This window comes from Aliiroseovarius sp. PrR006, assembly GCF_010500215.1.
Lineage (GTDB): Bacteria > Pseudomonadota > Alphaproteobacteria > Rhodobacterales > Rhodobacteraceae > Aliiroseovarius.
In genome coordinates, this window is record NZ_JAAGOY010000004.1 from 1,673,532 (window position 1) to 1,697,931 (window position 24,400).

The following is a 24,400-nucleotide window of genomic DNA, read 5'->3' on the forward strand; positions in this document are numbered from 1 at the left end:
TTCAGACCAAAGACGCCAGAGGGGCTGCGACATCGACCCCAGACGGCGAAATTGTGGTACCCAAAACGATCACCTCGACCCCCGCCGCGCGGGCCGCATCGAAGGCCTGCCCATAGGTGGGATCAATGTCCCGTGCCAGATCGAACCGGTCGCAATCCGTGCGCTGCACCAGATAGAGCATCACGGCCCGGTGGCCTTCGCCGACCATCTTCGCCAGCTCGCCCAGATGCTTGGTGCCGCGGGCGGTGACGCTGTCGGGAAACTCGGCCAGACCGGGCTGACGCGACAGGGTGACGGATTTGACCTCAACATAGGTCAACCCGTCGCCTTCCAGCAGGAAATCAATGCGGCTTTTCTCGCCGTATTTCACCTCGGCCCGGACGCTGTGGTAGTCGCCCAACCCCGGCACGGCACGCACCTCAAGCGCGGCTTTCAGTGCACGGTTCGGAACCGAGGTGTCCACGCCGGTGAAATGCCCGTCCGGATGTTCCACCAATCGCCAGCCGAATTTCAGCTTTTTCTTGGGATCATCGTTAGGCTCCAACCAGATTTTCGAGCCCGGCTCGGCCAGCCCCATCATGGAACCGGGATTGGCGCAGTGGGCTGTCACTTCGCGACCATCTGTTAGCAGGCAGTCGGCAAGAAAGCGTTTATAACGACGCACAAGCGTGGCGGGTATAAGAGGGCTGGGAAATTCCATATCTCGGGCCTATACCGGAAACAGGAAAGGAACAAGCGATGCCCAACCCCTCTGCCGCAATGCTGGTGATCGGAGATGAAATCCTGTCGGGCCGGACGCGGGATGCGAATATGCATCACCTTGCAGGCCGCCTGACCGAGCACGGCATTGATCTGAAAGAGGTGCGTGTGGTGTCCGACGACGCAGACGCGATTGTCACCGCCGTGAAAGCCCTTTCCGCCGGATACGATCATGTCTTTACCTCGGGTGGGATCGGCCCGACGCATGACGACATCACCGCCGACTGTATCGCCCGTGCCTTTGATGACCATATCGACATTCGCGACGACGCCCGCGATCTGCTTGCCGCCTATTACGCCGAAAATGGGCGCGAGTTTAACGAAGCTCGCCAGCGCATGGCGCGCATCCCGGATCGGGCCACGCTGATCGACAATCCCGTCTCGATCGCGCCCGGATTTACACTGGAAAACGTGCATGTGATGGCTGGGGTTCCATCGGTCTTCACCGCCATGGTCGAAAGCGTTCTGCCCGGACTGACCGGCGGTGCGCCTTTGGTGTCCCGCACGGTGCGGATCAACCGCGGTGAAGGCGACATTGCTGGGCCTTTGGGGCAGCTTGTCCAGCAATATGCTACACTAAGCTTCGGATCCTACCCGTTCATTGAAAACGGCGCATTCGGCGTCAACATCGTTATTCGCGGCACGGATGTGTCCCTTTTGGAAGACGCCACCCGTTCGCTTCAAGACCAGTTCAAGGAGGCCACATGACAACGCCCCATCTTCCCACCGCCGAACACCTGATCGAGGTCTGTGAAGCCACTTGGCCCCCAGCCGCTACGCACCGCGTTGGCGCGTGGGTGGTGCGCGACGGCGCAGGTGGCGGCAAGCGGGTGTCCGCCGCGACCGAGAACTGGCCGACCACCGAAGCCGATCTGCCCGCCGCCGAGAAGGCCATGCGCGACATGGGTATGGACCCGCTGTTCCAGATCCGCGCAGGCGACGAACATCTGGACGAGATGCTGGCGCAACACGGTTATGACATCGTCGACCCGGTGAACATCTGGGTCGTTCCCGTGGCTGAGCTGACACGCGAGCCTCTACCGCCGGTCTCGGCCTTTGCGATCTGGCCCATGCTGTCGATCATGACCGAGCTATGGGAAGAAGGCGGCATCCACGAACATCGCCGCGCTGTGATGGACCGCGCAGACTGCCCCAAGACCGCCCTTCTGGCACGCACCGATGACACGCCTGCGGGCGTTGGCTTCGTAGGCGTTCACGACGGCATCGCGATGGCCCATGCTTTGCATGTCGATTCCAAGCTACGTCGCATGGGCACCGGCCAGAACCTGCTGAAACAAGCCGCAAAATGGGCCGAAGAACAGGGTGCCGAGTTCCTGTCGCTGATCGTGACCCAAGGCAACCACGCTGCAAATCCGCTGTATGCAAATCTTGGCATGCATCTGGTTGGGCACTACCATTACCGAGTGAAACGCTAAGAAGGATACAGCATGGCGCGCAAAACGAACGGCATCACCGCCCTTGACCTGCCGATGGTCGACCCCCTGCCCGAAGACATCCAGAAGTACTTCAACATCTGTGATGAAAAGCTGGGAATGGTCCCGAATGTGCTGCAGGCCTATGCGTTCGATATGGCCAAGCTGCGCCCCTTCATGGACATGTATAACGAGGTGATGCTGGACGACAGCGGCCTGTCCAAACTGGAGCGCGAGATGATCGCGGTGGTCGTCAGCTCGATCAATCGGTGCTGGTATTGTCAGGTCGCTCACGGCGCCGCCGTACGTCAACTGTCGGGAAATCCGCAACTGGGCGAGGCGATGGTGATGAACTGGCGCATGGCCGATCTGGACGCGCGTCAGACCGCAATGCTGACATTCTCTGAAAAAATCACCAAAGCGTCCTCAGAGACTGAGGAAGCAGATCGCCAAGCGCTGCGCGACGTTGGGTTCTCGGACCGGGATATCTGGGACATCGCGGCGACGGTCGGGTTCTTCTCGATGTCAAACCGCATGGCCTCGGCCGTGGGCATGAAACCAAACGACGAATATCACGCTCAAAGCCGATGATCCAACTCCGCCGCCTGTTCGCCTTTGCCTGTGTGGTCGCCACGCTGCCCTTCGGGGCGGCGGCGCTGGACCTGCCCGCGGGGGCCAGGCTTCAGGCCGAAGTTTCGGAAAATGGTCAGGTCGAGATTGCCACAAGCCGCTTTGACGGTGCGACGGTTCCGGCCATCACCGCCGCTGGCCATGTTAGCCGGCAAGCGTGGCGCGTCCCCGGCCAAACCGGCCGCAGCTATCAAATCCTGACCGCGCTGCGTGAACAGTTGCGTCAGGATGGTTATCGTGTCCTGTACCAATGTCAGGCGGTGTCCTGCGGCGGATTCGATTTCCGGTTTCAGCTGGGGCATTTTCAGTCCCCCGATATGTTCGTCGATCTGGCAGACTATCACTTCCTGAGTGCCCGCAAGGATGACAGCTTTGCGCAAATTCTGGTCAGCCAAAGCGCGCAGGATGCGTTTTTCGAGCTAACCTTCGTGACGCCCTCGGAAGACAGCGCGCCTGTGCCGGTCACGACCGAGGCTGCGCCGACTGCTGCGCCTCAGTCAAGCGGTCCGTTGGACGCCCAACTTCAGAGTGCTGGATATGTGGTGCTGTCCGGCCTGACCTTCGCGACCGGATCGGCAGAGCTTGCCAATGGCGACGTACCCGCGCTGTCAGAACTGGCCAATTTCCTGTCCGCCGATCCTACCCGACGGGTCGTGCTGGTGGGGCATACCGATGCCGAAGGCAGTTTAGACGGCAACGTCGCTCTGTCACGCAAGCGCGCCGCATCGGTGATGGAGCGTCTGATCAACGGCTATGGCGCGGACGCGGGCCAGCTGTCTGCCGATGGCGTGGGCTATCTATCCCCCTTGGCCGGGAATGCCACAGCCGAGGGACGCGAATTGAACCGGCGTGTGGAAGCGGTTCTTCTGAACACGGAATAGTTCACAAAAAAGCGGCGGGACCAGCCCGCCGCAGATACTCTTCGCTTGTACTGCTCTGCCTTTACCAGATGTCAGGCCCTTTGTTTGCAAAGGCCTGCACCAGAAAATCAATGAACGCGCGTACTTTAGGCTGCGTAAACCGGCCCGGAGGATACACCGCATAGATCCCCTGAATATCGGCAGGTAGGTTTGGAATGGCCTCTTCAACCAAGCCCTGCTCTAACGCGTCGGCATAGAGGAAGCTGGGCAGATAGGCGATGCCCAAGCCCGAGATCGCCGCGTTCAACAGCGACTGCCCGTCATTCACGCTCAGCCACCCAGCCGAACGCACCTGCCGCAGCTCGCCCGACGGGGCGGGGATCTTCCAGACATTGCCCGAGCTTTGGCTGGAATAATGCAGAAGCTTGTGGTTGTTCAGGTCGTCAATGCGTTGGGGACGTCCGTAACGCTCGAAATACGCGGGACTGCCGACCATTTTACGTGTGGTTTCAGCAATCTTGCGCGCGCGCAGCGAGCTGTCTTCCAGCTCGCCCACGCGGATGGCCATGTCGAACCCTTCCGAGATCAGTTCGACATACCGGTTCGCCAATTCCATGTTTACGGTGACCTCGGGGAAATCCTTCAGGAACTCGCCCAAGACTGGGCTCAGGTGATTGACGCCGAAATCTGTCGCAACCGAAATCCGCAGCATCCCTGCAGGTGCTGATTGCATGGACGTCACCAAGGCGTCCGCCTCGCCCGCGTCATTCAGAACACGACGCGCACGATCATAATACGCCAAGCCAATCTCAGTCGGGCTGACACGTCGTGTTGTTCGGTTTAGAAGCCGCGCACCCAAACGCGCCTCAAGACTGGACACATGTTTCGATACAGCCGACTTCGAAATCCCCATCTTCCTGGCGGCATCTGTGAACCCCCCTTGATCCACGACTGTTGCGAATGCCTCCATTTCGGTCAATCGATCCATCACACACTCTCTAAAAAATCCTCGCAGCCATATTTGTATCGCCATAAATTAGGGCAAGACTGTGAAGACCTGCCGACATTAAGGGGGTAATTCGGCTTATGTTCACGATCTGGAAACGAGACAATTTGACAGATCTCGGGGACCTCACAACCCCAGGCTGCAGAGGTCGGAGCACCTATTCATAAGCATAACAAAACCTAAGCGAATGAAGCGCTAACTGAACGAGCGTTCACTCTAACGTAAGGCAAACACAACTTCAGCGATTGTAATCCACAGCGGCAGGCTGAGGGCGGACAGCAATGTGGTTTGTGCAATCAATGTGGCCACAAGACGGCGCTCGGCCCCAAATGCGGACGCAAGCACATGCGCAGCGGACGCGGTCGGAAGCGCTGCAAACACCACCAGAACCGAGGCAACCGCCGGTGTCAGCCCCAAGACAACGCCGCAGGCCAGCGCGAAGGCAGGCAGGGCCACCAGTTTGATCGCCGAGATCGCCGCGCTGAAGCGGTTCAGCCGCGCCAGAGCCTTCCACTCCATCGTGGCCCCAATGGACAGCAGCGCGACGGGAATGGCGGCTTTTGCCAGCAGATCAAGCGGCGCCATGATCGGCTGTGGGATCTGGATCTTCAAAAGCCCCACACACAAGCCCGACAGGCTGGCCAGCAGAAAGGGATTCAGCGCGATCTTCAGAAGCGTCTGTTTCAGCCCCATCGCGCCACCACGGGACAACGCGCTGACCGCAAACAGATTTGCAACGGGAACCCCCATACCGACGGCCACGGCCATCTCGCCCAGACCGCCCTGCTGCAATAGCGCAACAGCCACCAGACCCAGCGCGGTGTTGAAGCGCCACGTGACCTGCCACGCACCTGCGAAATCCAGAAAACGGTCCGGCCCGATGCGGCGCGTCAGCCAGCCCAGCGCCAGCCCCATCCCCAGAATGGCCCAGACCACGGGCGCCATGGTGATGACCTGCGCAATTTCGATCGGGCGGCTCGCGGCGGCGACGAACAGAAGGGCGGGGAACAGGATCTCGAAATTCAGGCGATCCAGCCCCTGCCACGCGTTGTCCGATAGACGCCCACGAACCAGCCCGCCCAGCCCTATCAAAAGGAAGCTGGGCAGAAGTCCTAAAAAGATCGACAGGAAAAGCATGGGGCCTCCTTCAAGGCCCCAGTCATTAAAGCGAGGCCGCCAGTCGCGATCCTTGGTCGATGGCCCGCTTGGCGTCAAGCTCGGCCGCGACATCTGCACCACCAATGATATGCGCGGTAATGCCTTTCTCGGCCAGCTGATCAAAAACTGTGCGTTCCGGCACCTGACCCGCGCAGAGGATGATGTGGTCAGCCTCGATCACGCGGGGGTTCTCGCGTGCCTCGCCCGAGCTGACCATCAGCCCCTCGTCCGAGATGCGTTCGTAGTTCACGCCGCCCTGCATTTCGACGCCCTTCATTTTCAGGGTCGCACGATGGATCCAGCCGGTGGTCTTGCCCAATCCCTTGCCCAGCGCCTGCGCCTTGCGTTGTAGCAGCACGACCTGACGCGCCGGAGCTTCGGGGCTCGGGCCTTCCGGGGCCAATCCACCCCGCGCTTCGCCCGGATCGGTGACGCCCCATTCGGCGAGCCATTCCTCGAGGTTCTCGGTCGGGCTGTCACCGGCCTGCGTCAGATACTCGGCAATATCAAACCCGATGCCGCCCGCGCCGATGATGGCAACGTTTTTGCCCACAGGCGCCTCATGGCGCAGCACGTCGATATAGGACAGGACATTCGCACCGTCCTGCCCGTCGATCTGTGGATCGCGCGGCGCGACGCCCGTGGCGATCACCACCTCGTCAAAGCCAACCAGATCGTCAGCCGACACCTCACGCCCCAACTGCAGATCAATGTCCGAGGCGCGGACCATCCGGTCATACCAGTCGACCAGCCCTATGAACTCTTCCTTCCCGGGGATTTTCTTGGCCATGTTCAGCTGCCCCCCTACCTGATCGGCGCGATCAAACAGCGTCACCTTATGGCCGCGCTCATCCGCGACCAGCGCGGTGGCCAGCCCCGCAGGCCCAGCGCCCACGATGGCGATGGATTTCGGCGTGTCGGTCAGGTCATAGCTGAGCTCGGTCTCGTAACAGGCGCGCGGGTTGACCAGACAGGTCGAGATCTTGCCGCCGAACGTATGATCCAGACAGGCTTGGTTACAGGCGATGCAGGGCGCGATATCGCCCGCGCGATCCTCGGCCGCTTTGACCACGAAATCCGGATCCGCCAGGAACGGGCGCGCCATCGACACCATGTCGGCCGCGCCACCTGCCAGAACCTCTTCGCCCACGTCGGGCGTGTTGATCCGGTTCGAGGTGATGACCGGGATCGACACCTGCCCCATCAGCTTCTTGGTCACCCATGTGAACGCCGCACGCGGGACCGAGGTGGCGATCGTCGGGATGCGTGCCTCGTGCCAGCCAATGCCGGTGTTGATGATGGTCGCGCCAGCTGCTTCGATTTCCTTGGCCAGCTGGATCACCTCCTCAAAGGTGGACCCGTTGGGCACAAGGTCGATCATCGACAGGCGATAGATAATAATGAAGTCCGGCCCGACCGCCTCGCGCACTGCCTTCACGACCTCGATCGGCAGACGCATCCGGTTTTCATAGGACCCGCCCCAACGGTCCTCGCGTTTGTTGGTGTGGGTCACAAGGAACTGGTTCAGGAAATAGCCTTCGGACCCCATGACCTCGACCCCATCGTATCCGGCTTCCTTGGCACGGGAGGCAGCGGTGGCGAAATCGTCGATCTGTTTCTGAATACCTTCTTCGTCCAGCTCTTTCGGCGGGAAGGGCGAGATCGGGGACTTCACGGGGCTGGCGGACACACAGTTCGGCCCATAGGCATAGCGCCCAGCGTGCAGGATCTGCATGGCAATCTTGCCGCCTTCCGCATGCACGCGATCCGTGACCGTCTTGTGGTTGGCAATATCTTCGTCCGAGAACAGCCCGGCCGCACCGGGGAACACGCCGCCTTCTTCATTCGGGGACATCCCGCCCGTCACGATCAGGGCTGCACCGCCACGGGCGCGGGTTGCATAGAACTCGGCCACGCGGTTCCAATCGCCGCGCTCCTCAAGTCCGGTGTGCATCGACCCCATCAGGACACGGTTTTTCAGCGTGGTGAAACCAAGGTCGAGCGGGGCAAGAAGATGTGGGTAGCGGGTCATAGCGGTCCTCGGGCTGCGTTTCCCGAAATATTGACGTGCACGTAAAGCAGTGTCACCTGAAACGCTGCGTAATCTAGAGTGTTCGATCTTTTAATTCGATCACGATGTGACACGAATGTCCCGAGAACGCCGGAGGCGTGGCAGGGTATTCGTGTCTCAATTCTAAGATCGATCACTCAGAAGTCGATCACAGCCGCCAATTCCTCGATCCGCTCGGACGAGAACACCTGCACGCCAGCCCGCGTCAAAGCTGCAGCCACTACGCCCATCCCGGCGCGTCGGACACCATCGTGATGGCCGCTATAGATAACATCTGTGCCACAAGACGGGCTGGCTTCGGTCAACAGGGCGAATTTACATCCATGCTTTTGCGCCGTGGCCACTGCGATCTTGGCGCCATGCAGAAATGCCTCTGTCACGTCGCCCCCATGCATATCCAGAATACGCCCCTGCCCCGACAGAACCGATACACCATCGTGACCCGGTTCGATCTCGGCGGGCAGGCGTGGGACGGACAGACCACCCAAAAGCTCGGGACAGATCGGATGCAACCAGCCTTTCTGCGCCCAACGGCTTAACCGATCATCCGTCAACGTTTTCGCCGCCCCGTCATAGCGCACTTTCTGCCCCAGCAGGCACGCACTGACGAGAATCGCGGTCATCCTTCGCCGCCGTCCTGACAATGCCGGCGAAAGGCCCGTTTCAGCATGTCGAGTTCCGAGCGCAGCAGGTCCATCTCGGCGCGGATGTCCGCCTGAAGCGGCTCGCCGGTGACAATCACGAAACTGTCCAGCGTCTGCCCGGTCAACTTGTCCTGAATGACGAAGGTCTGGATCCCGTCGCCCAGCAGCGCGGCCGGGATCGGTACACGCACGCTGAATTGACCAGACAGGCCTTCCACCACAGCGACCTCAACCCCCGACACAACCTGCGCCTGATGTGTCACCTCAAGCTCGGGCGCGGCATCGACATTCGCCGTCAGAACACCTTCCCAGATACCGGCGTGAATGCGGGCTTTCTCAAGCGTCATGTCAGCCATGATAGCTCCTTCTCAACAGATGCCCTTAGATCTCGGCACGGGGATAACGGTACAGCGTCAGGTCGCGCAGCGTTATCTGGTTCATTTCAGGATCGCCAAACACCAGATCAATCCACATCTTCTGCACCCGCTTTTCGTTCATGTTGGAATAAGCGAGGTCAAATTCGAACTGCACGCTGCCGTCCCCAAGGGTTTGCTTGTCAGGCAGTTGTTCGTGGTTGGGGCCGTGCTGGATGTTCAGCCGCGCGAAGACTTCGATGGGGCGCTCGGCCTCGGCGGATACGGCCAGACGCACGATATGGTTACGATGCAGCCCGTCGGTAGCGCCGTCAGGAAGCTCGACCGCGAAGGACAGGAACGAGCCTTCGAAACCGAACACCTCGAGCGCCACGCCAAACGGGGCAAGGTCCGCTTCGCGCGTGTTGCGCACTTGGCGCACGGCGACCTCGGCCAGCGGGCAATCGTGAAACAGCTTCACCTCGTCCCCGAACGGCGTCGCGTTTCGGACCGAGGCCACGCCGGATGGCTCAAGCGGGCCGCGCCACGCTTCCGGGCGGTGGGCCCAATCGGAATGCAGCGGCTTTTGGAACGTGTTGGACCCCAAAGCCGGCAGCGCCAAACGGCTGTCTGCTGTGAACAGCACCTGATCCAACTGCTGTCGCAACTGACGCGCCCGCACACGTGCGTTCCGTAGCAAAGGCTTGTCGACAGACCCCGCATCACGCGCCACACGCGCCCAGCGGCGCAGGGCCCGACGGTCGGCCAAACGATCCGAAAGCGAGGTGATCCAACTTTGCATATCTGTGTCTCTGCCCGTTCTGGTGGTGATCAGGTGTCAGGATGGCCGCACTTAATCAGATAATCGTTAATTTCGCAATTTGCGAAAAATTGACGCCGCGCCACCGTTGCCAACGCGGCTTTACGGGTTTGCTTTCTCGATCGCCGCGATGAATTTATTCAACTGCGCCAGACCATTGCGCGGGCTCAGCGGGTGCTTCGTGAACCCCGTCACACTGGCCACGACCAGCTTATCGCCCACAGTCAGGAACGCGCGCCATGTGGTGTCCGACAAAGTCTCAGGACGGTTGGCAGAGCTGTCGCGCGTCAGCACCTTCACCACGCCCGCGGCGGCCTTCAGGTCCAGAACGGTCACCGTGCTGGCATCGCCCGAGCGGCTCAGCGCAGCGCGCCCGGCGGTGCTTTCCAAAAAGCGGCGCGCCTGCTCTGTCAGCACCTCTGGGTCATCGTCGGCAATCGCCGCGCCAGCGGGCTGGTCTGTCACGCTGGCCACCAGAAAGGCAGGGATCTTGGGGCTGGGATCGGCAGCATTCCGCGTCAGAGCCGCGCAGGCGCCAAGCGGCACGAACGCCCCAGGCGCCTGATCCCGCAGCGAACTGACATCGACGCAATATCCCTTGGGCGCGGCGATGGTGACCGTCCCGGACATGACCGCCCGCCGCCGCACCAAATCGCGCGACGCAGACGGCGCCTGTTTTGAAAACAACGGGCTGTTGCGCACGTCATACGAGCTGGCTCCGTCGAAACACCCGGCCAGTATCACCGTCACAACGCCCCCTGCGATCCAGCGCATTTGACGCTTGATATTTCCCGCTTTTCGGCAACTTAACACGCGCGCACCCAATCCTGCACCATTCCGGCTTCAACTGTGATCGGATAGCAAGCCTGCCCAGCAGGACGCAAGTCAGGGAAAACCTGATTGTCCTTTTCGGCGATCCACGACACATTTGCAGGGACTATCCAGTTGATGCGTACAGGAGCCGCCCCGTGACCCTCGCCCCCCAGTCTTCTTTCTGGTCCCCTGCGCAGCCAACGTGCCAGATCTGGCGCTCGGTCCTTGGGTTCATCCTGATCCATGTGGTCTTTTTCGCCGCCACCTTCGCAATCTTCATGGGCGGAGGGTGGCTGATCGGCGCGCACCCGGCAACCATTCTGGACGGGGCAACCCCGACACATACAGCGATCTTCTTTCTGACCTTCTTGGGTTACCATCTGGGTCTGTGGCTGGTCGTGCGCTTCTTGCACAAGCGTAGCTTCCTGACCCTTCTCGGCACACAAAAACGCGTGCTCTGGCGGCAATTCCGCATCGGCATCCTGATCGCACTTGGGGTCGCCTTTACCGCGGCCCTGCTGCAATTGGTCGAGCCGCTCTTCGTCGCCCCTCAGGACCAAACCCAGCTTGAACGCAATCTACCAACGCGCGAATGGCTGCTGATCCTTGCCCCCGCCCTATTTTTGATCTTCGTCCAGATTTTCGCCGAGGAATTGGTGTTTCGCGGCTACATGCTCCAACAACTCCGCGCCCGGTTTCAGTCGGTCTGGATCTGGGCCATCCTGCCCTCGGTCGCGTTCGGCCTTCTGCACGCCGATCCCGCCACTTGGGGGATCAACGCCGTGTTTTATGTCATCCACACCAGCGTTGTGGGCATTGTTCTAAGCTTTGTAACTGTACGCACCGGCAACATCGGCGCCGCCGCCGGGCTGCACTTCGGCAATAACATGTCGATGGTGCTGCTGGGCAATAAGGGAAGTTTGGATGGGTTTTCCCTTTTCGTGGCCGAGGTTGATCTGATGGGATGGACCACGTCGGCCTCGATGATGCTGCAAACTGTTCTGGTTCTGGTCGCATTTGCGATATGGTGGAACCTCACGCAGCGGAAGCCGCCAATTGCAAATGCCGCCAAGGCAGACTAACTAAGGCCAAACGCAACAAGGAAGTCTGGCGATGAACTGGATCTCAAACTACGTCCGCCCCCGCATCAACTCGCTTTTCTCGCGTCGCGAGGTGCCGGAAAATCTGTGGACCAAATGTGGTGAATGCGGAACCATGCTGTTCCACCGCGAATTTGCCGAGAACCAGAATGTCTGCACCAGCTGCGATCATCATATGGCGATCACGCCGCGTGACCGCTTTACGCACCTGTTTGACGGCGGCATTTTCACCGAGGTGGACGTTCCTGCACCGATCGACGATCCGCTGCAGTTCAAAGATCAGAAGAAATATCCCGAGCGCATGAAGTCGGCCCGCAAGGGCACCGGCGAACGCGAAGCTATGCTGGTCGCTGAAGGCGAAATTGGGCGCACCCCGATCATCGCCGCCGCACAAGACTTCAGCTTCATGGGCGGCTCGATGGGTATGTATGTGGGCAATGCGATCATCGCCGCTGCCGAACGCGCCGTGGAAACCAAACGCCCGCTGGTGCTGTTCTCAGCTGCAGGTGGTGCCCGGATGCAGGAAGGTATCCTGTCGCTGATGCAAATGCCGCGCACCACGGTTGCCGTGCAGATGCTGAAAGAAGCAAACCTGCCCTATGTTGTCGTCCTGACCCACCCGACCACAGGTGGCGTAACCGCGTCCTACGCGATGTTGGGCGACGTACATATCGCTGAACCCAACGCTCTGATCTGCTTTGCCGGCCCGCGTGTCATCGAACAGACCATCCGCGAAAAACTGCCCGAGGGCTTCCAGCGCGCCGAGTACCTGCTGGATCACGGCATGCTGGACCGCGTGACGCACCGCAAGGACATGAAAGACGAGCTGGTGACGATTTTGCGGATGCTGACAGGCAAACCGCCTGCGGTGAAAGGCGATCTGCCGAAGCCCGAGCCAGAAGCCGAAGTTGAAACGCAGGCCGAACCAACCGCGACCGCAGAGGCGCCTACAGACGCGGAAAAGGCTGACAAAGCGTGAGCGCCCAAGGCTCGGACGTCATCCTTGACCGGATGATGTCACTGCACCCGAAAATCATCGACCTGACGCTTGATCGTGTTTGGCGGCTGCTCAAGGCCGTGGACAACCCGCAGGACAAGCTGCCTGCCGTGATCCATCTAGCGGGTACAAACGGCAAAGGCTCGACCCAAGCGATGATCCGTGCCGGGCTTGAAGGCGCGGGCAAGGCGGTGCACGCCTATACCTCGCCGCACCTTGCGCGCTTCCACGAACGCATTCGTCTGGCGGGCGAGTTGATCAGCGAAGACGCCCTGACCGAGGTGCTGGACCGCTGCTATGCCGCCAATGGCGGCGAGAACATCACCTATTTCGAGATCACGACTGTCGCAGGGCTGATGGCCTTTGCCGAGACCTCTGCCGATTTCACCCTGCTGGAAACCGGGCTGGGCGGACGGCTGGACGCGACCAACGTCGTTGAGAAACCCGCGCTGACCGTGATTACCCCGATCTCAATCGACCACACGCAGTTTCTGGGCGAAACCCTGCCCGAGATCGCGGGCGAGAAAGCCGGCATTCTGAAACGCGGCGTGCCCTGCGTGGTTGGCCCGCAAAAAGACGAAGCGCTCGAGGTGATCGAGGCGCGCGCCGCCAAGCTGGGTTGCCCTTTGTTCGTACATGGCCAGCACTGGCATTTCTGGGAAGAGCGCGGACGTCTGATCTTCCAAGACGAAAACGGACTTCTGGACCTACCCCTGCCCGCCCTGATCGGCCCGCACCAGATCGAAAACGCAGGCGCCGCGATTGCCGCGCTACGCGTACTGGGCTTTGACGAAGCCGCCTGCGAAGCCGCCATGCGCGACGTCACGTGGCCCGCACGGATGCAGCGTCTGAAAACCGGCCCGCTGATCGATGCCGCGGGCGAGGCCGAGCTGTGGCTTGATGGCGGTCACAACCCGGCCGCGGGCGAAATGCTGGCCACCGTTCTGGCTGACCTACCCAAACGCCCCACCCATCTGATCTGCGGGATGCTGAACACCAAGGACATCGCAGGCTATCTGCGCCCCTTGGCGGGCGTGGCGGACAGTCTGACCGCCGTGTCCATCCCCGACGAGCCCAATACCCTGCCTGCCGAAACCACGGCGGATGAGGCTACAAAGGTTGGGATGACCGCGGCCACAGCACCTTCGGTCGAGGCTGCGATTGCCGCCATCACGCAGGCCGATCCACAGTCGCGCATCCTGATTTGCGGATCCTTGTATCTGGCGGGTGCAATCCTGCGCGAAAACGGTTGAGAAACTGCATTCAGCGGGCGTGATCACAAAATTAATTTTGCACGCCCGCGCTGAACCGCATCAAGAACACGAGTCAAACCCCCGAAAAGAATCACTTTTTTGCCCGATTCGCGAATCAACGACGATTCTATGTAAAACGTTGACGGTTTAAGGGGTTAGCGCCTATAAATAGAGTATTCTATAGGCAAAGTCCGCATGAAGCAGACGGCTTATCGAGCAGTACATTTCGCCGGGGCGGCAAAGTGATTCGCACAAGGCACGAATTATCTATGCCTTTGTGATCACAAACCTACATCGTGACTCTTTGCCTAACCCAGCGGCGCTTCGGGGTATTCCGACCCCATCCGAGTTAGGCAGGCAGGTGCAAACCTGAGGGGTCGCAGACGCGCGGCCCCTCGTCACTCCGCTAGACGTCCATTCCCCAGTCTTTATCCTGCATCTCGCGCAGACGGCTTGCGGTCCGCTCGAACTCGAACGAGCCTTCGCCTTCGACATACAGCATCTCGGGCAGAGCTGCAGCAGATGCGATCAGGCGCACCTTTGCCTCATAAAGCGCGTCGATCAGCGTGACGAATCGCTTGGCCTCGTTGAAATTCTGACGGCTCAGGCGCGGGATGTCTTCCAGCACCAGCAGCTTCACGGCATTGGCAACGGTCAAATAGTCGCCCGGCCCAAGCATCGCGCCACACAGGTCATGGAAACGCGCACGCGCGGCACCATTGCGATAGGCGGGCAACACCACCTCGCGCCCCTTGACGGTCAGCACCAAAGGCTCGGCCTGTCCGCCCGTCATATCCTTCCACAGCGCATCAATCGCCTGACGTGCGTCGGCATTCGCCGGACTGAAATAGACCTGCTCACCTGCCAGCCGGTCTTGGCGATAGTCATTCGGGCTGACCAGCTCGTGCACTACCATCTGGTCCTTCAGAAGCGCAATGAAGGGCAGGAACAACTGGCGGTTCAGCCCGTCTTTATAGAGCGCATCCGGGTGGCGATTCGACGTGGTGACAACAACCACACCCGCCTCGAACAGCTTTTCGAACAGGCGCCCGACGATCATCGCGTCGGTGATGTCGGTGATCTGCATTTCATCAAAGGCGAACAGCTTTACATCTGCGGCGATCTTCGCGGCGACAGGTGCCAGCGGGTCATCCACGCCGGTCTTGCGCGCCTCGGCCATGCCCTCGTGCACCTCTTGCATGAAGGCGTGGAAATGCACGCGGCGGGCGGCGGTGTTTTCCAGACTGTCGACAAACAGATCCATCAGCATCGACTTGCCGCGCCCAACGCCACCCCACAGGTAGAGCCCCTGCGGAACCTCTTCGGGTTTGGAATGAAACAGCCCGCCCAGAATGCCGCGTTTGCGCTTGGGGGCAGCGTCCAGATGTTCACGGATGTCTTCGAGACCCGGCAGGCAGGCCTCTTGCGCGGGGTCGCGGGTAATCTCGCCCGATTGGGCAAGGGCATCATAGGTTTGGATCAAGTTCGCCATGACCGACAGATAAAACGCCACGTCACATAAAGAAAGGTTAAGTGCCACATCAAAAAGCAAGAATTGACGCAGTGCGGCAATTGTCTGACATTGCGCGAATGACTGAGACACGCGCACCCCTTATCACCCCGGTCCTTGTGGCTGGTTGCATTATCATCCTGATCAGCTTTGCGGTCCGGGCCAGCTTCGGCGTGTTCCAGATCCCGATTGCCACCGAGTTCAACTGGCCACGCGCCGAGTTTTCGCTGGCGATTGCGATCCAGAACCTTGCTTGGGGCATCGGGCAGCCCATTTTCGGCGCCATTGCCGAGAAGATCGGCGACCGCAAAGCAATCATCATGGGCGCGTTAATCTACGCGGTTGGCCTTGTGGCAAGCTCTATGGCCGTCACCCCGGAAGCGCATCAAATGCTTGAGGTATTGGTGGGCTTCGGCATCGCGGGCACCGGGTTTGGCGTCATTCTGGCCGTCGTGGGACGTGCCTCCAGCGACGAGAATCGCTCGATGTCTCTGGCAATTGCAACCGCTGCCGGGTCCGCCGGTCAGGTCTTTGGTGCGCCGTTGGCCGAATACCTACTGAGCTTCATGACATGGCAAAACGTCTTCGTGGTCTTTGCGGCCGCTATTCTGGCCACGCTCGCCCTGCTTCCGCTAATGAAGACCGAGACCATCGCCAGCAAATCCGAGCTGGAAGACAGCATGGGGCAGATCCTGATCAAGGCATTCAAGGATCCCAGTTATACCCTGATCTTTCTAGGCTTCTTTTCCTGCGGCTATCAACTGGCCTTCATCACCGCCCACTTCCCGGCCTTCGTGACCGAGATGTGCGGGGCGATTGATCCCTCAGGCACGCTGGCGGCGGTTGGGGTCTCGACGACCTCGGCGCTGGGGGCGATCTCGATCTCGCTGATTGGTCTGGCCAATATCGCGGGCACGTTGTTTGCGGGCTATCTAGGTAAGACGTACTCAAAGAAGAACCTGCTGGCGGCAATCTATACCGGGCGCACGATTGTGGCGGCCTTGTTCATCCTGATGCCGATCACACCGACTTCGGTCATCATCTTCTCGATCGCGATGGGATCGCTGTGGCTGGCGACGGTACCGCTGACCTCGGGTCTTGTCGCGCATATCTATGGGTTGCGCTATATGGGCACGCTTTACGGGATCGTCTTCTTTTCGCACCAGCTCGGCAGCTTCCTTGGCGTCTGGCTGGGCGGTCGGATGTATGACGCCTTTGGCGACTACACGATGGTCTGGTGGATTGGTGTGGGGGTCGGTGCGTTCTCGGCCATTGTGCATTTGCCGGTGAAAGAGCAGCCCCTGTCGGCGCGCACGGCGTAGGCTTGGGTGGCTCGCTGACGCGAGCCTGAGGGGCGCTGCCCCTCGCCCCTGCGGGGCTCACCCCGGGATATTTATGGCAAGAAAATGCAGGCGCGTATCAGACGGGCAACGCCGTGGTTTTGAACACCGTGCGCAGGGCAAAGCTGGATTGCATGCCCTGTACGCCCGGAAGGCGGGCGAGATATTGCCGGTGGATTCGCGCGAAGTCCTCGGTGTCTTGTGCGACGACTTTCAGGATGTAATCCGCCGTGCCCGCCATCAGATGGCATTCCAGTACATCCGGAACGCGCGCAACCTCGCGTTCGAAGGCATCCAGCACCTCGTCAGCCTGACCCGACAGCGTAATCTCGACGAACACAGTCGTTGGGCATTTCAGCTTGCGGGCATCCAGAAGGGCCACGTAGTTCTTAATGAAGCCCTCGGTCTCGAGCCGCTGCACACGCCGGTGACACGCGGACGGGGAGAGGTTCACCTTCTCGGACAGTTCAGCGTTTGAGATGCGTCCGGTGCGCTGCAGTGCCCGCAAGATGCGGCGATCTACACTATCAAGTTCCAATTTCGATCACATTCCTTGCGCTGCTTGCGCCATCGGCGCAGTTTTCTTCGAAGAACTATACCCTGTACGCTACATCTTTTCAAAGCAATTGCGTGAGGACACCCCCAAGATCAATGGATAACAGCTTAAGTTTCCGCGCCAGAGAGAAGGAGGACACCCCATGCTGATCGGATGCCCAAAAGAGATCAAACCACAGGAATTTCGCGTCGGATTGACGCCCGCCGCCGCAGGCGAGGCCATCGGACGTGGTCACTCTGTCATCGTAGAAACCAATGCCGGTATGGGCGCTGGGTTCTCGGACGACGATTACCGCGCCGTTGGTGCCACCGTGCTGGGCACGGCAGAAGAAATCTTCGCCAAAGCCGACATGATCGTGAAAGTGAAAGAGCCGCAGGCCGTTGAGCGCAAGATGCTGCGCGAAGGTCAGCTGCTGTTCACCTATCTGCACCTGGCTCCGGATCCCGACCAGACCCATGACCTGCTGGCCTCGGGCTGTACCGCGATTGCGTACGAGACCGTGACCGACAACAATGGCGGCCTGCCTCTGCTGGCGCCGATGTCGGAAGTTGCGGGTCGTCTGGCCCCGCAGGTCGGCTCGTGGACGCTGCAAAAGGCCAATGGCGGCCGTGGTGTGCTGATGGGCGGCGTGCCCGGCGTTGCACCGGCCAAAGTTGTCGTGATCGGCGGCGGTGTCGTCGGTACGCATGCAGCCAAGATCGCTGCGGGTATGGGCGCGGACGTCACCGTTCTGGATCGCTCGCTGCCGCGTCTTCGCTATCTGGATGACGTCTATGGCGGCACTTTCAAGAATCAGTATTCGACCGCTGCAGCCACCGCCGAGCTGGTCCAGCAGGCTGACATGGTGATCGGCGCCGTTCTGATCCCGGGTGCTGCAGCGCCCAAACTGATCAGCCGCGCGCAGCTGTCGACCATGAAGCCGGGCGCCGTACTGGTGGACGTTGCCATCGACCAAGGTGGCTGCTTCGAGACCTCGAAGGCGACCACTCACGCTGACCCGATCTATGAAGTCGACAACGTGATGCATTACTGCGTGGCCAACATGCCGGGCGCTGTTGCCCGCACCTCGACCATCGCGCTGGGGAACGCCACCCTGCCCTTCATGCTGTCGCTGGCCGACAAGGGCTGGAATGAGGCCTGCGCCGCAGATCCGCACCTGCTGAACGGCCTGAACGTGCATGCAGGCAAGCTGACCTATGCAGCCGTGGGTGAAGCCCTTGGTCTGGACAGCATCACCGGAGAAGAGGCGCTGAAAATCTGATCCCCCCTTCCAGATATCGCGCATTGAAGGCCCCGCCAGTGAGCGGGGCTTTTATTTTGGCAGGTCCGTGAAACGAAAGAAGCCCCGCCAAGTGGCAGGGCTTACTTCAGGATTGAGATGGTAGCGTGGGGCGGACTTGAACCGCCGACCCCAGCATTATGAGTGCTGTGCTCTAACCAGCTGAGCTACCACGCCATCTCATATCGGAGGTCCGAATATTCCGGCACGCTGCCAGTGTCAAACGAAAAACGCCAGAAATCGGCAAACGGACGCAGAAATTTCAAACAAAAGGACGCCGGTTTTTCCGACGCCCTATCGCGGTCCAATTCGGCCCGTTTTATTTCTTCAAAGCGTCGCGAATCTCGGTCAGCAGATCCAGCTCGCTGGGGCCTGCGGGGACCTCTTCCACGGCTTCCTGCTCTTTCTCGGCGGCTTCTTTGGCCTTGTTGACCATCTTCACCAGCATGAAGACCACCCAAGCGATGATCAGGAAGTTGATCACGGCCATAGTGAAGGCACCGTAAGCGAAAACCGATGCGCCTGCCTCGCGTGCAGCTTCAAGCGAACTGCCCGCGGCGACATCACCTGACAGAACGGCGAACTTGTTGGTAAAGTCCACACCACCGGTGAACAGACCAATGATCGGGTTGATCAGGTCGTCGACCATAGATTTGACGATGGCGGTGAAGGCCGCACCGATGATGATACCAACGGCCATATCCATGACATTGCCCTTGGCGATGAAATCCTTGAATTCTTTAAGCATACTATCCCCGTATGTTTTTGACCGCGCAGAATGCGTGATCCCGTTCGCATTGGCACAACGGTACACAAAATCTGCGCGATTTTGCTGGGGAAAATTTAGACGCTCGTCACCGCAAGCTGACGTGTGGGTCAGCTTGGCAGGGAGCCGTTCAGCACATAGGCTAGAATCTCGACCACTTGCGCGGGCTCGCGTGCGACGGCCAGTGCTGCAGCGTCGACCTCTTTCAAGGCGTGGTCATGCTCGGGCATTTGCAGGACGATCAGCGACTTGCCCTTTGCGGCCGCATAGCCCGCGTCGAAGGCTGCGTTCCACTGGCGATATTTCTCGCCAAAGCGCACGACGACGACGTCGGCATCTTCGATCCCTTTGCGCGTGCGGATGGCGTTGATCAACGCACCTTTGTGGTCGTGCCAGTACTTGTTGGGCTCTTCGCCCAGAATAGCCACACCGCAATCATCCGAGGCATCGTGATCGGTGACGGGGGCCGAGAATGCGATGTCCAGATCCTTGGCTCCATCGATGATTTGCTCACGCCAGTCCGTGTGGATTTCGCCGGAAAGATATACCTTCAGTGTCACGTGCTTCGCTCCTGTTCATTCCAATAATCTTGCAGCATCTGAACCACGTCTTCATCCGAGACCTGCTCAAAACTGCGGTAATGCGCACCAACCGCGTAGAAGGGGTGCGGCGTCTCAATGCAGACTACGCCATCTACTTGCGACTGCAACTCGTCAATCCCGTCCTGCGGGGCGACGGGAACCGCAAGAATGATCTGGCGCGGATCTCGCCTGCGTAGCGCTTTCAATGCAGCTTTCACGGTCGCCCCGGTGGCAATGCCATCATCGACAACGATCACGTCCTGCCCGGCGGCATCCAGAGGCGCGTGACCAGACAAATACATCGCACGCCGCGCTTCGATCTGAGAGAGCTTATCGGCAATCATCTTGTCGAAATCTGCTTCGGTCAGCCCGGCGCGTCGTAAGACGTCGGTGTTGAACACCACGTCCGTGCGCGCACCATCCACCACGGCACCTGCCGCAAGTTCGGCATGGCCCGGCAATCCCAACTTACGCACCATCAGCAAGTCCAGCGGCGCATCAAGTGCCCGCGCGACCGGAAGCGCCACAGGCACGCCCCCGCGCGGCAAGGCCAGCACCAGCGGCGATGAAAGATCGAGGTCTATGACGCGGGCAGCAAGGGCATCGCCCGCCTGATGTCGGTTCGTGAACATGTCTTCACTATGCCGAAACAGGCGGGTTTGCGCAAAATCAGCCGCGCAGGCTTCCGCCTGTGGCTTTCTCGACCTTCTGGACAATCTTCTGGCTGACGGCCTCAATGTCTTTGTCGGTCAGGGTCGCGTCACGCGGTTGCAGACGCACGGTGATGGCGAGCGATTTCTTGCCTTCGCCCAGCGATCCGCCGATGAATTCGTCAAAGACGTTCACATCGGTGATCAGAGCCTTGTCGGCACCTGCGGCTGCGTTCACCAGATTGATGGCTTCTACGTCCGCGTCCACCACGAAGGCGAAGTCACGCTCGACCGGCTGCAGGTCCGACGCGCCCAGCGCCGCGCGGCCCGTGCCTTTGGCTTTCGGGAACGGCACTTTCGCCAGATGTACGGCGAAGGCCACAACGGGACCTTTCACGTCCATCTCGGCGATGGTTTTCGGATGCAGCTCGCCAAATGCGCCAAGGATGTTCTTCGGACCCAGACCCAGCTTGGCCGAGCGGCCCGGATGCCACCACGCGTTCATGTCACGCACGAAAGTCAGCTTCGCGGGCGCACCGATGGCGGCCAGAACGGCCTCGACATCTGCTTTGGCATCATATGTGTCGACCGGGCGACGCGCGCCGAAACGGTCGCGCGGGCCAGTGTGACCGACGAGGATACCGGTGACCATCTGCTCGTATTCATCCGGCTCGCCGCCGTGGAAGACGGGGCCAACCTCAAACAGGGCCAGATCCATGAAACCACGCGCTTGGTTGCGGGCGGCGGCTTGCAGCAGACCGGGCAGCAGCGAGGGGCGCATGTGGCTCATCTCGGACGAGATCGGGTTGGCGAGCGAGACGTCGTCGCCACCGGTGCCGAAACGTTCAGCACTGGCCTGATCAATGAAGCTGTAGGTCACGCATTCGTTGTAGCCCAGCGCGGCCACGGTGCGACGCGCGATGCCTTCGCGCTTTTGCATCGGGGTCAGGATTGCTTTCGGCACGCCCACATGGCTGCGCGGCAAAGGCTTGCCGACCAGCTTTGTCAGGGATGCAACACGGGCGACTTCTTCGACCAGATCAGCCTCGCCCAGCACGTCAGGGCGCCACGACGGGACGTGCGCCATGTCGCCGTCCAGTTCGAAGCCCAGCGCGGTCAGGGTCGCGCGCTGCTCATCGGCAGGAATGTCCATACCCACCAGCGACTGCACGCGGTCGGTGTCCAGCTTGTACGCACGCGATACGTCAGGCACTTCGCCAGCGACCACAACGTCTGACGCTTCACCGCCGCAGAGATCAAGGATCATCTGGGTCGCGGCCTCGATCGCCGGGGCGTTATATTCCGGGTCGATGCCGCGCTCGTTGCGATAGCGTGCGTCCGAGTTGATCTTCAGCGCACGGCCGGTTTTCGCGATCTGGATCGTGTCCCAAACAGCGGCTTCGAGGAAGACATTGGTGGTTTCGTAGGTCGCACCCGTGGGCAGACCACCCATGATGCCACCGATGCTCTCGACGCCTTCTGCGTCCGAGATCACAACGGCGCCCTCGGGGAAGGTGTATTCCTTCTCGTCCAGACCCACCAGCGTCTCGCCACCCTTCGCACGGTGAACGCGCAGGTCGCCTTTGACCTTGTCCGCGTCAAACACGTGCAGCGGGCGGTTCATGTCGTAGGTGAAGAAGTTGGTGATATCCACAAGCGCCGAGATCGGGCGCAGGCCCACGGCCTTCAGACGGGCCTGCAACCACGCAGGCGACGGGCCGTTCTTCACGCCCTTGATCAGACGGCCCATGAAGACGGGCGCATCGTCGCGTGTGTCGTCATCAATGGTTACGTTGATCGGGCTGGGGCCGTTGCCCGCAACTTTGTGTTCTTTCAAGGGCTTCAGCGTACCCAAACCACGGGCGGCCAAGTCACGCGCAATGCCGCGCACGCCCAGCGCATCGGGGCGGTTCGGCGTGATCGCAATCTCGATCACCGGGTCCACCTTGGTCGGGTCATTGGCGGCGAGCCAATCGACGAATTTCTCGCCGACTTCGCCCGAGGGAAGCTCGATAATGCCGTCATGTTCTTCCGACAGCTCCAGCTCGCGCTCGGACGCCATCATGCCGTGGCTTTCCACGCCGCGGATTTTGCCGACCGAGAGCGTCACATCGATGCCGGGCACATAGTCGCCGGGCTTGGCCAGCACCACGGTGATGCCTTCACGCGCATTCGGCGCACCGCAAACGATCTGCTTTTCGCCTTCGTTGGTGTCGACCGTGCACACGCGCAGACGGTCGGCGTCGGGGTGTTTCTCGGCCGATTTGACCTTGGCGATGGTGAAGGCGCCCAGACGGTCCATGGGGTTGAAGATATCCTCAACCTCGAGCCCCAGATCGGTGCATGCCTCGGCGATCTCATCGACGGAGGCCGTGGTATCGAGGTGGTCTTTCAGCCAGGAGATGGTGAATTTCATGGGTTTGATCCCTCAAGTTTTTCTATCTCACGATCTAGCTCGGAGAAGTAATTTTTTGTCATGCGGTCAACATAGAAGTAGCGCACTCCAGCAACGACAAGCGCGGTGATGGTTATCGCCAGCTCGTTTGCCGTGAGGCGCACATTTGCAACGAGACCAAAAAGGAAAATGACAAGAACTGTTCCAATCAATGCAACGACGGCTTCACCGACTGGGTTCTTATCCTTGAAGCGAGCCAAGTCCGGCAATCGCTTAGCGATGGTATGCTCCGCTTCTTCCCTTATTTTGGTGTAGCGGTTGCTCACCTACTCAGCCCCCCACGCATGGTCGGCACGTCCAGCGAGCTGAAACCATAGTGGCGCAGCCAGCGCAGGTCGCTGTCAAAGAACGCGCGCAGGTCGGGGATGCCGTATTTCAGCATGGCCAGACGGTCGATGCCCAGACCGAAGGCAAAGCCCTGCCAGTCGTCGGGATTCACGCCTGCGGCTGAGAGCACTTTCGGGTGCACCATGCCAGAGCCAAGGATTTCCATCCAGTCGTCGCCCTCGCCCAGTTTCAGGGTGCCGCCTTCCCACGAGCAGCGGATGTCGACTTCGGCCGACGGTTCGGTGAAGGGGAAGTGCGAGGCGCGGAAGCGCAGTTCGATGCCATCGATCTCGAAGAAGGCGCGGCAGAATTCTTCCAGCGTCCATTTCAGGTTCGCCATCGAGATGTCTTTGTCGATCGCCAGACCTTCGACCTGATGGAACATCGGGGTGTGGGTCTGGTCGTAATCCGAGCGGTATACGCGACCCGGTGCGATCACGCGGATCGGCGCGCCGGTCTTCTCCATCGCGCGGATTTGTACCGGTGAGGTGTGGGTGCGCAGCACGTGCGGCGGGCGGTTGTCGCCTTCGTCGCGGTGCATATAGAACGTGTCGAATTCCTGACGCGCAGGGTGGTGCGGCGGGATGTTCAGGGCGTCGAAGTTGTACCAATCGCTTTCGATCTGCGGCCCTTCGGCAACCGAGAAACCCATATCGCCGAAGATGGCCGAGATTTGCTCGGTCACTTGGCTGATCGGGTGGATCGTACCTTGGCGCTGCGGGCGGCCCGGCAGGGTGACGTCCAGCCATTCGGTGCGCAGACGTTCATCAAGGGCAGCATCCGCCAGCGCGGATTTCTTGGCGGCAATGGCCGAGTTGATCTCGTCCTTCAACGCGTTCAGCTTGGGGCCAGCCACTTGGCGTTCCTCGGGCGTCATCTTGCCCAGCTCGCGCATTTTCAGGGCCACTTCGCCCTTTTTGCCGACCGCCTGCACGCGGATATCTTCCAGCGCTGCTTCATCCGCAGCCCCACCGATTGCGTCCAGATATTTTGTTCTGAGCTCGTCCATCTCGGTCCCTTTGCTTCGCACCGTTTCCAG

At 60.4% G+C, this 24,400-nt stretch carries 25 protein-coding genes and 1 tRNA gene; 9 read left to right on the plus strand and 17 right to left on the minus strand.

The genetic code is table 11. The annotated features are described in order from the left end of the window. Position 1: 1 nt before the first annotated feature. Positions 2-700, minus strand: coding sequence for a DNA/RNA nuclease SfsA (gene sfsA / locus G0Q00_RS08200; protein ID WP_163038077.1), 699 nt, complete (start codon positions 698-700; stop codon positions 2-4). Positions 701-738: 38 nt separating this feature from the next. Here sfsA and G0Q00_RS08205 point away from each other — a divergent pair, with 38 nt between their 5' ends. From G0Q00_RS08205 to G0Q00_RS08220, 4 genes are read left to right on the plus strand one after another with little or no spacing between them, the layout of a single operon-like run. Beyond that, the gene (locus G0Q00_RS08205; RefSeq protein ID WP_163038079.1) at positions 739-1,467 is read left to right on the plus strand and encodes a molybdopterin-binding protein; all 729 of its coding nucleotides are present in this window, start codon (positions 739-741) and stop codon (positions 1,465-1,467) included. Beyond that, a complete protein-coding gene (locus tag G0Q00_RS08210) occupies positions 1,464-2,195 on the plus strand; it encodes a GNAT family N-acetyltransferase (RefSeq protein ID WP_163038081.1) in 732 nt (243 codons plus the stop codon). Before G0Q00_RS08205 ends, G0Q00_RS08210 begins: the two co-directional genes overlap by 4 nt. 12 nt (positions 2,196-2,207) lie before the next feature. Beyond that, positions 2,208-2,783, plus strand: coding sequence for a peroxidase-related enzyme (locus G0Q00_RS08215; protein ID WP_163038083.1), 576 nt, complete (start codon positions 2,208-2,210; stop codon positions 2,781-2,783). Further along, a complete protein-coding gene (locus G0Q00_RS08220; protein ID WP_163038086.1) occupies positions 2,780-3,703 on the plus strand; it encodes an OmpA family protein in 924 nt (307 codons plus the stop codon). The genes G0Q00_RS08215 and G0Q00_RS08220 overlap by 4 nt, the downstream gene beginning before the upstream one ends. 61 nt (positions 3,704-3,764) lie before the next feature. Here G0Q00_RS08220 and G0Q00_RS08225 read toward each other — a convergent pair whose 3' ends face one another. The 7 genes from G0Q00_RS08225 to G0Q00_RS08255 form a co-directional block, all read right to left on the minus strand. Beyond that, a complete protein-coding gene (locus G0Q00_RS08225) occupies positions 3,765-4,670 on the minus strand; it encodes a LysR family transcriptional regulator (RefSeq protein WP_163038088.1) in 906 nt (301 codons plus the stop codon). Positions 4,671-4,904: 234 nt separating this feature from the next. Further along, positions 4,905-5,825: an AEC family transporter gene (locus tag G0Q00_RS08230; RefSeq protein ID WP_163038090.1), complete on the minus strand. Its 921-nt coding sequence runs from the start codon at positions 5,823-5,825 to the stop codon at positions 4,905-4,907. A 25-nt stretch (positions 5,826-5,850) separates the two neighbouring features. Continuing rightward, positions 5,851-7,878, minus strand: coding sequence for an NADPH-dependent 2,4-dienoyl-CoA reductase (locus G0Q00_RS08235; RefSeq protein ID WP_163038092.1), 2,028 nt, complete (start codon positions 7,876-7,878; stop codon positions 5,851-5,853). A 176-nt stretch (positions 7,879-8,054) separates the two neighbouring features. Continuing rightward, complete coding sequence (locus G0Q00_RS08240) at positions 8,055-8,540, minus strand: DUF523 domain-containing protein (protein ID WP_163038094.1); 486 nt, start codon at positions 8,538-8,540, stop codon at positions 8,055-8,057. Beyond that, positions 8,537-8,917 (minus strand): hypothetical protein, encoded by a 381-nt coding sequence (locus G0Q00_RS08245; protein WP_163038096.1) that lies wholly within the window; start codon positions 8,915-8,917, stop codon positions 8,537-8,539. The genes G0Q00_RS08240 and G0Q00_RS08245 overlap by 4 nt, the downstream gene beginning before the upstream one ends. A gap of 25 nt (positions 8,918-8,942) precedes the next feature. Beyond that, positions 8,943-9,716, minus strand: coding sequence for a DUF6478 family protein (locus tag G0Q00_RS08250; protein ID WP_203564912.1), 774 nt, complete (start codon positions 9,714-9,716; stop codon positions 8,943-8,945). A gap of 120 nt (positions 9,717-9,836) precedes the next feature. After that, the gene (locus tag G0Q00_RS08255) at positions 9,837-10,508 is read right to left on the minus strand and encodes a hypothetical protein (RefSeq protein ID WP_163038098.1); all 672 of its coding nucleotides are present in this window, start codon (positions 10,506-10,508) and stop codon (positions 9,837-9,839) included. Between the two features lie 194 nt (positions 10,509-10,702). Here G0Q00_RS08255 and G0Q00_RS08260 point away from each other — a divergent pair, with 194 nt between their 5' ends. Genes G0Q00_RS08260 through G0Q00_RS08270 form a run of 3 tightly spaced genes read left to right on the plus strand, consistent with a single transcriptional unit; the run spans position 10,703 to position 13,897 of the window. Then, positions 10,703-11,629 carry a CPBP family intramembrane glutamic endopeptidase gene (locus G0Q00_RS08260; RefSeq protein WP_163038100.1) on the plus strand — a complete coding sequence of 309 codons (927 nt, stop codon included), beginning with the start codon at positions 10,703-10,705 and terminating at the stop codon, positions 11,627-11,629. 31 nt (positions 11,630-11,660) lie between these two features. Further along, positions 11,661-12,626, plus strand: coding sequence for an acetyl-CoA carboxylase, carboxyltransferase subunit beta (gene accD / locus G0Q00_RS08265; RefSeq protein WP_163038102.1), 966 nt, complete (start codon positions 11,661-11,663; stop codon positions 12,624-12,626). Beyond that, entirely contained in the window at positions 12,623-13,897 is a 1,275-nt protein-coding gene (locus tag G0Q00_RS08270) for a folylpolyglutamate synthase/dihydrofolate synthase family protein (protein WP_370458553.1), read from the plus strand. Before accD ends, G0Q00_RS08270 begins: the two co-directional genes overlap by 4 nt. Before the next feature lie 406 nt (positions 13,898-14,303). On the opposite strand, the gene zapE is transcribed toward G0Q00_RS08270, so the two are convergent. Beyond that, a complete protein-coding gene (gene zapE, locus G0Q00_RS08275; protein WP_163038395.1) occupies positions 14,304-15,389 on the minus strand; it encodes a cell division protein ZapE in 1,086 nt (361 codons plus the stop codon). A 98-nt stretch (positions 15,390-15,487) separates the two neighbouring features. On the opposite strand from zapE, the gene G0Q00_RS08280 reads away from it, so the two are divergent. Beyond that, complete coding sequence (locus G0Q00_RS08280) at positions 15,488-16,729, plus strand: MFS transporter (RefSeq protein WP_163038104.1); 1,242 nt, start codon at positions 15,488-15,490, stop codon at positions 16,727-16,729. A gap of 97 nt (positions 16,730-16,826) precedes the next feature. On the opposite strand, the gene G0Q00_RS08285 is transcribed toward G0Q00_RS08280, so the two are convergent. Next, positions 16,827-17,285 carry an Lrp/AsnC family transcriptional regulator gene (locus G0Q00_RS08285; RefSeq protein WP_163038106.1) on the minus strand — a complete coding sequence of 153 codons (459 nt, stop codon included), beginning with the start codon at positions 17,283-17,285 and terminating at the stop codon, positions 16,827-16,829. A 160-nt stretch (positions 17,286-17,445) separates the two neighbouring features. Here G0Q00_RS08285 and ald point away from each other — a divergent pair, with 160 nt between their 5' ends. Beyond that, entirely contained in the window at positions 17,446-18,564 is a 1,119-nt protein-coding gene (gene ald / locus G0Q00_RS08290) for an alanine dehydrogenase (RefSeq protein ID WP_163038108.1), read from the plus strand. Between the two features lie 118 nt (positions 18,565-18,682). Here the strand turns inward: ald and G0Q00_RS08295 are convergent. The 7 genes from G0Q00_RS08295 to pheS all read right to left on the minus strand — a co-directional run bounded on the left by G0Q00_RS08295 (position 18,683) and on the right by pheS (position 24,370). Next, positions 18,683-18,759 (minus strand) — tRNA-Met (locus tag G0Q00_RS08295). Between the two features lie 142 nt (positions 18,760-18,901). Further along, positions 18,902-19,330 (minus strand): large conductance mechanosensitive channel protein MscL, encoded by a 429-nt coding sequence (mscL, locus tag G0Q00_RS08300; protein ID WP_163038110.1) that lies wholly within the window; start codon positions 19,328-19,330, stop codon positions 18,902-18,904. 128 nt (positions 19,331-19,458) lie between these two features. Further along, positions 19,459-19,908, minus strand: coding sequence for a YtoQ family protein (locus tag G0Q00_RS08305; protein ID WP_163038112.1), 450 nt, complete (start codon positions 19,906-19,908; stop codon positions 19,459-19,461). Next, on the minus strand, positions 19,905-20,561 hold the full coding sequence (locus tag G0Q00_RS08310; RefSeq protein WP_163038114.1) for a phosphoribosyltransferase: 657 nt from the start codon (positions 20,559-20,561) through the stop codon (positions 19,905-19,907). The genes G0Q00_RS08305 and G0Q00_RS08310 overlap by 4 nt, the downstream gene beginning before the upstream one ends. A 37-nt stretch (positions 20,562-20,598) precedes the next feature. After that, entirely contained in the window at positions 20,599-22,995 is a 2,397-nt protein-coding gene (gene pheT / locus G0Q00_RS08315) for a phenylalanine--tRNA ligase subunit beta (RefSeq protein WP_163038116.1), read from the minus strand. Continuing rightward, positions 22,992-23,300, minus strand: a complete 309-nt coding sequence (locus G0Q00_RS08320) for a hypothetical protein (RefSeq protein ID WP_163038118.1) — start codon at positions 23,298-23,300, stop codon at positions 22,992-22,994. The genes pheT and G0Q00_RS08320 overlap by 4 nt, the downstream gene beginning before the upstream one ends. Continuing rightward, positions 23,297-24,370, minus strand: coding sequence for a phenylalanine--tRNA ligase subunit alpha (pheS, locus tag G0Q00_RS08325; RefSeq protein WP_163038120.1), 1,074 nt, complete (start codon positions 24,368-24,370; stop codon positions 23,297-23,299). Before pheS ends, G0Q00_RS08320 begins: the two co-directional genes overlap by 4 nt. Positions 24,371-24,400 lie beyond the last annotated feature (30 nt).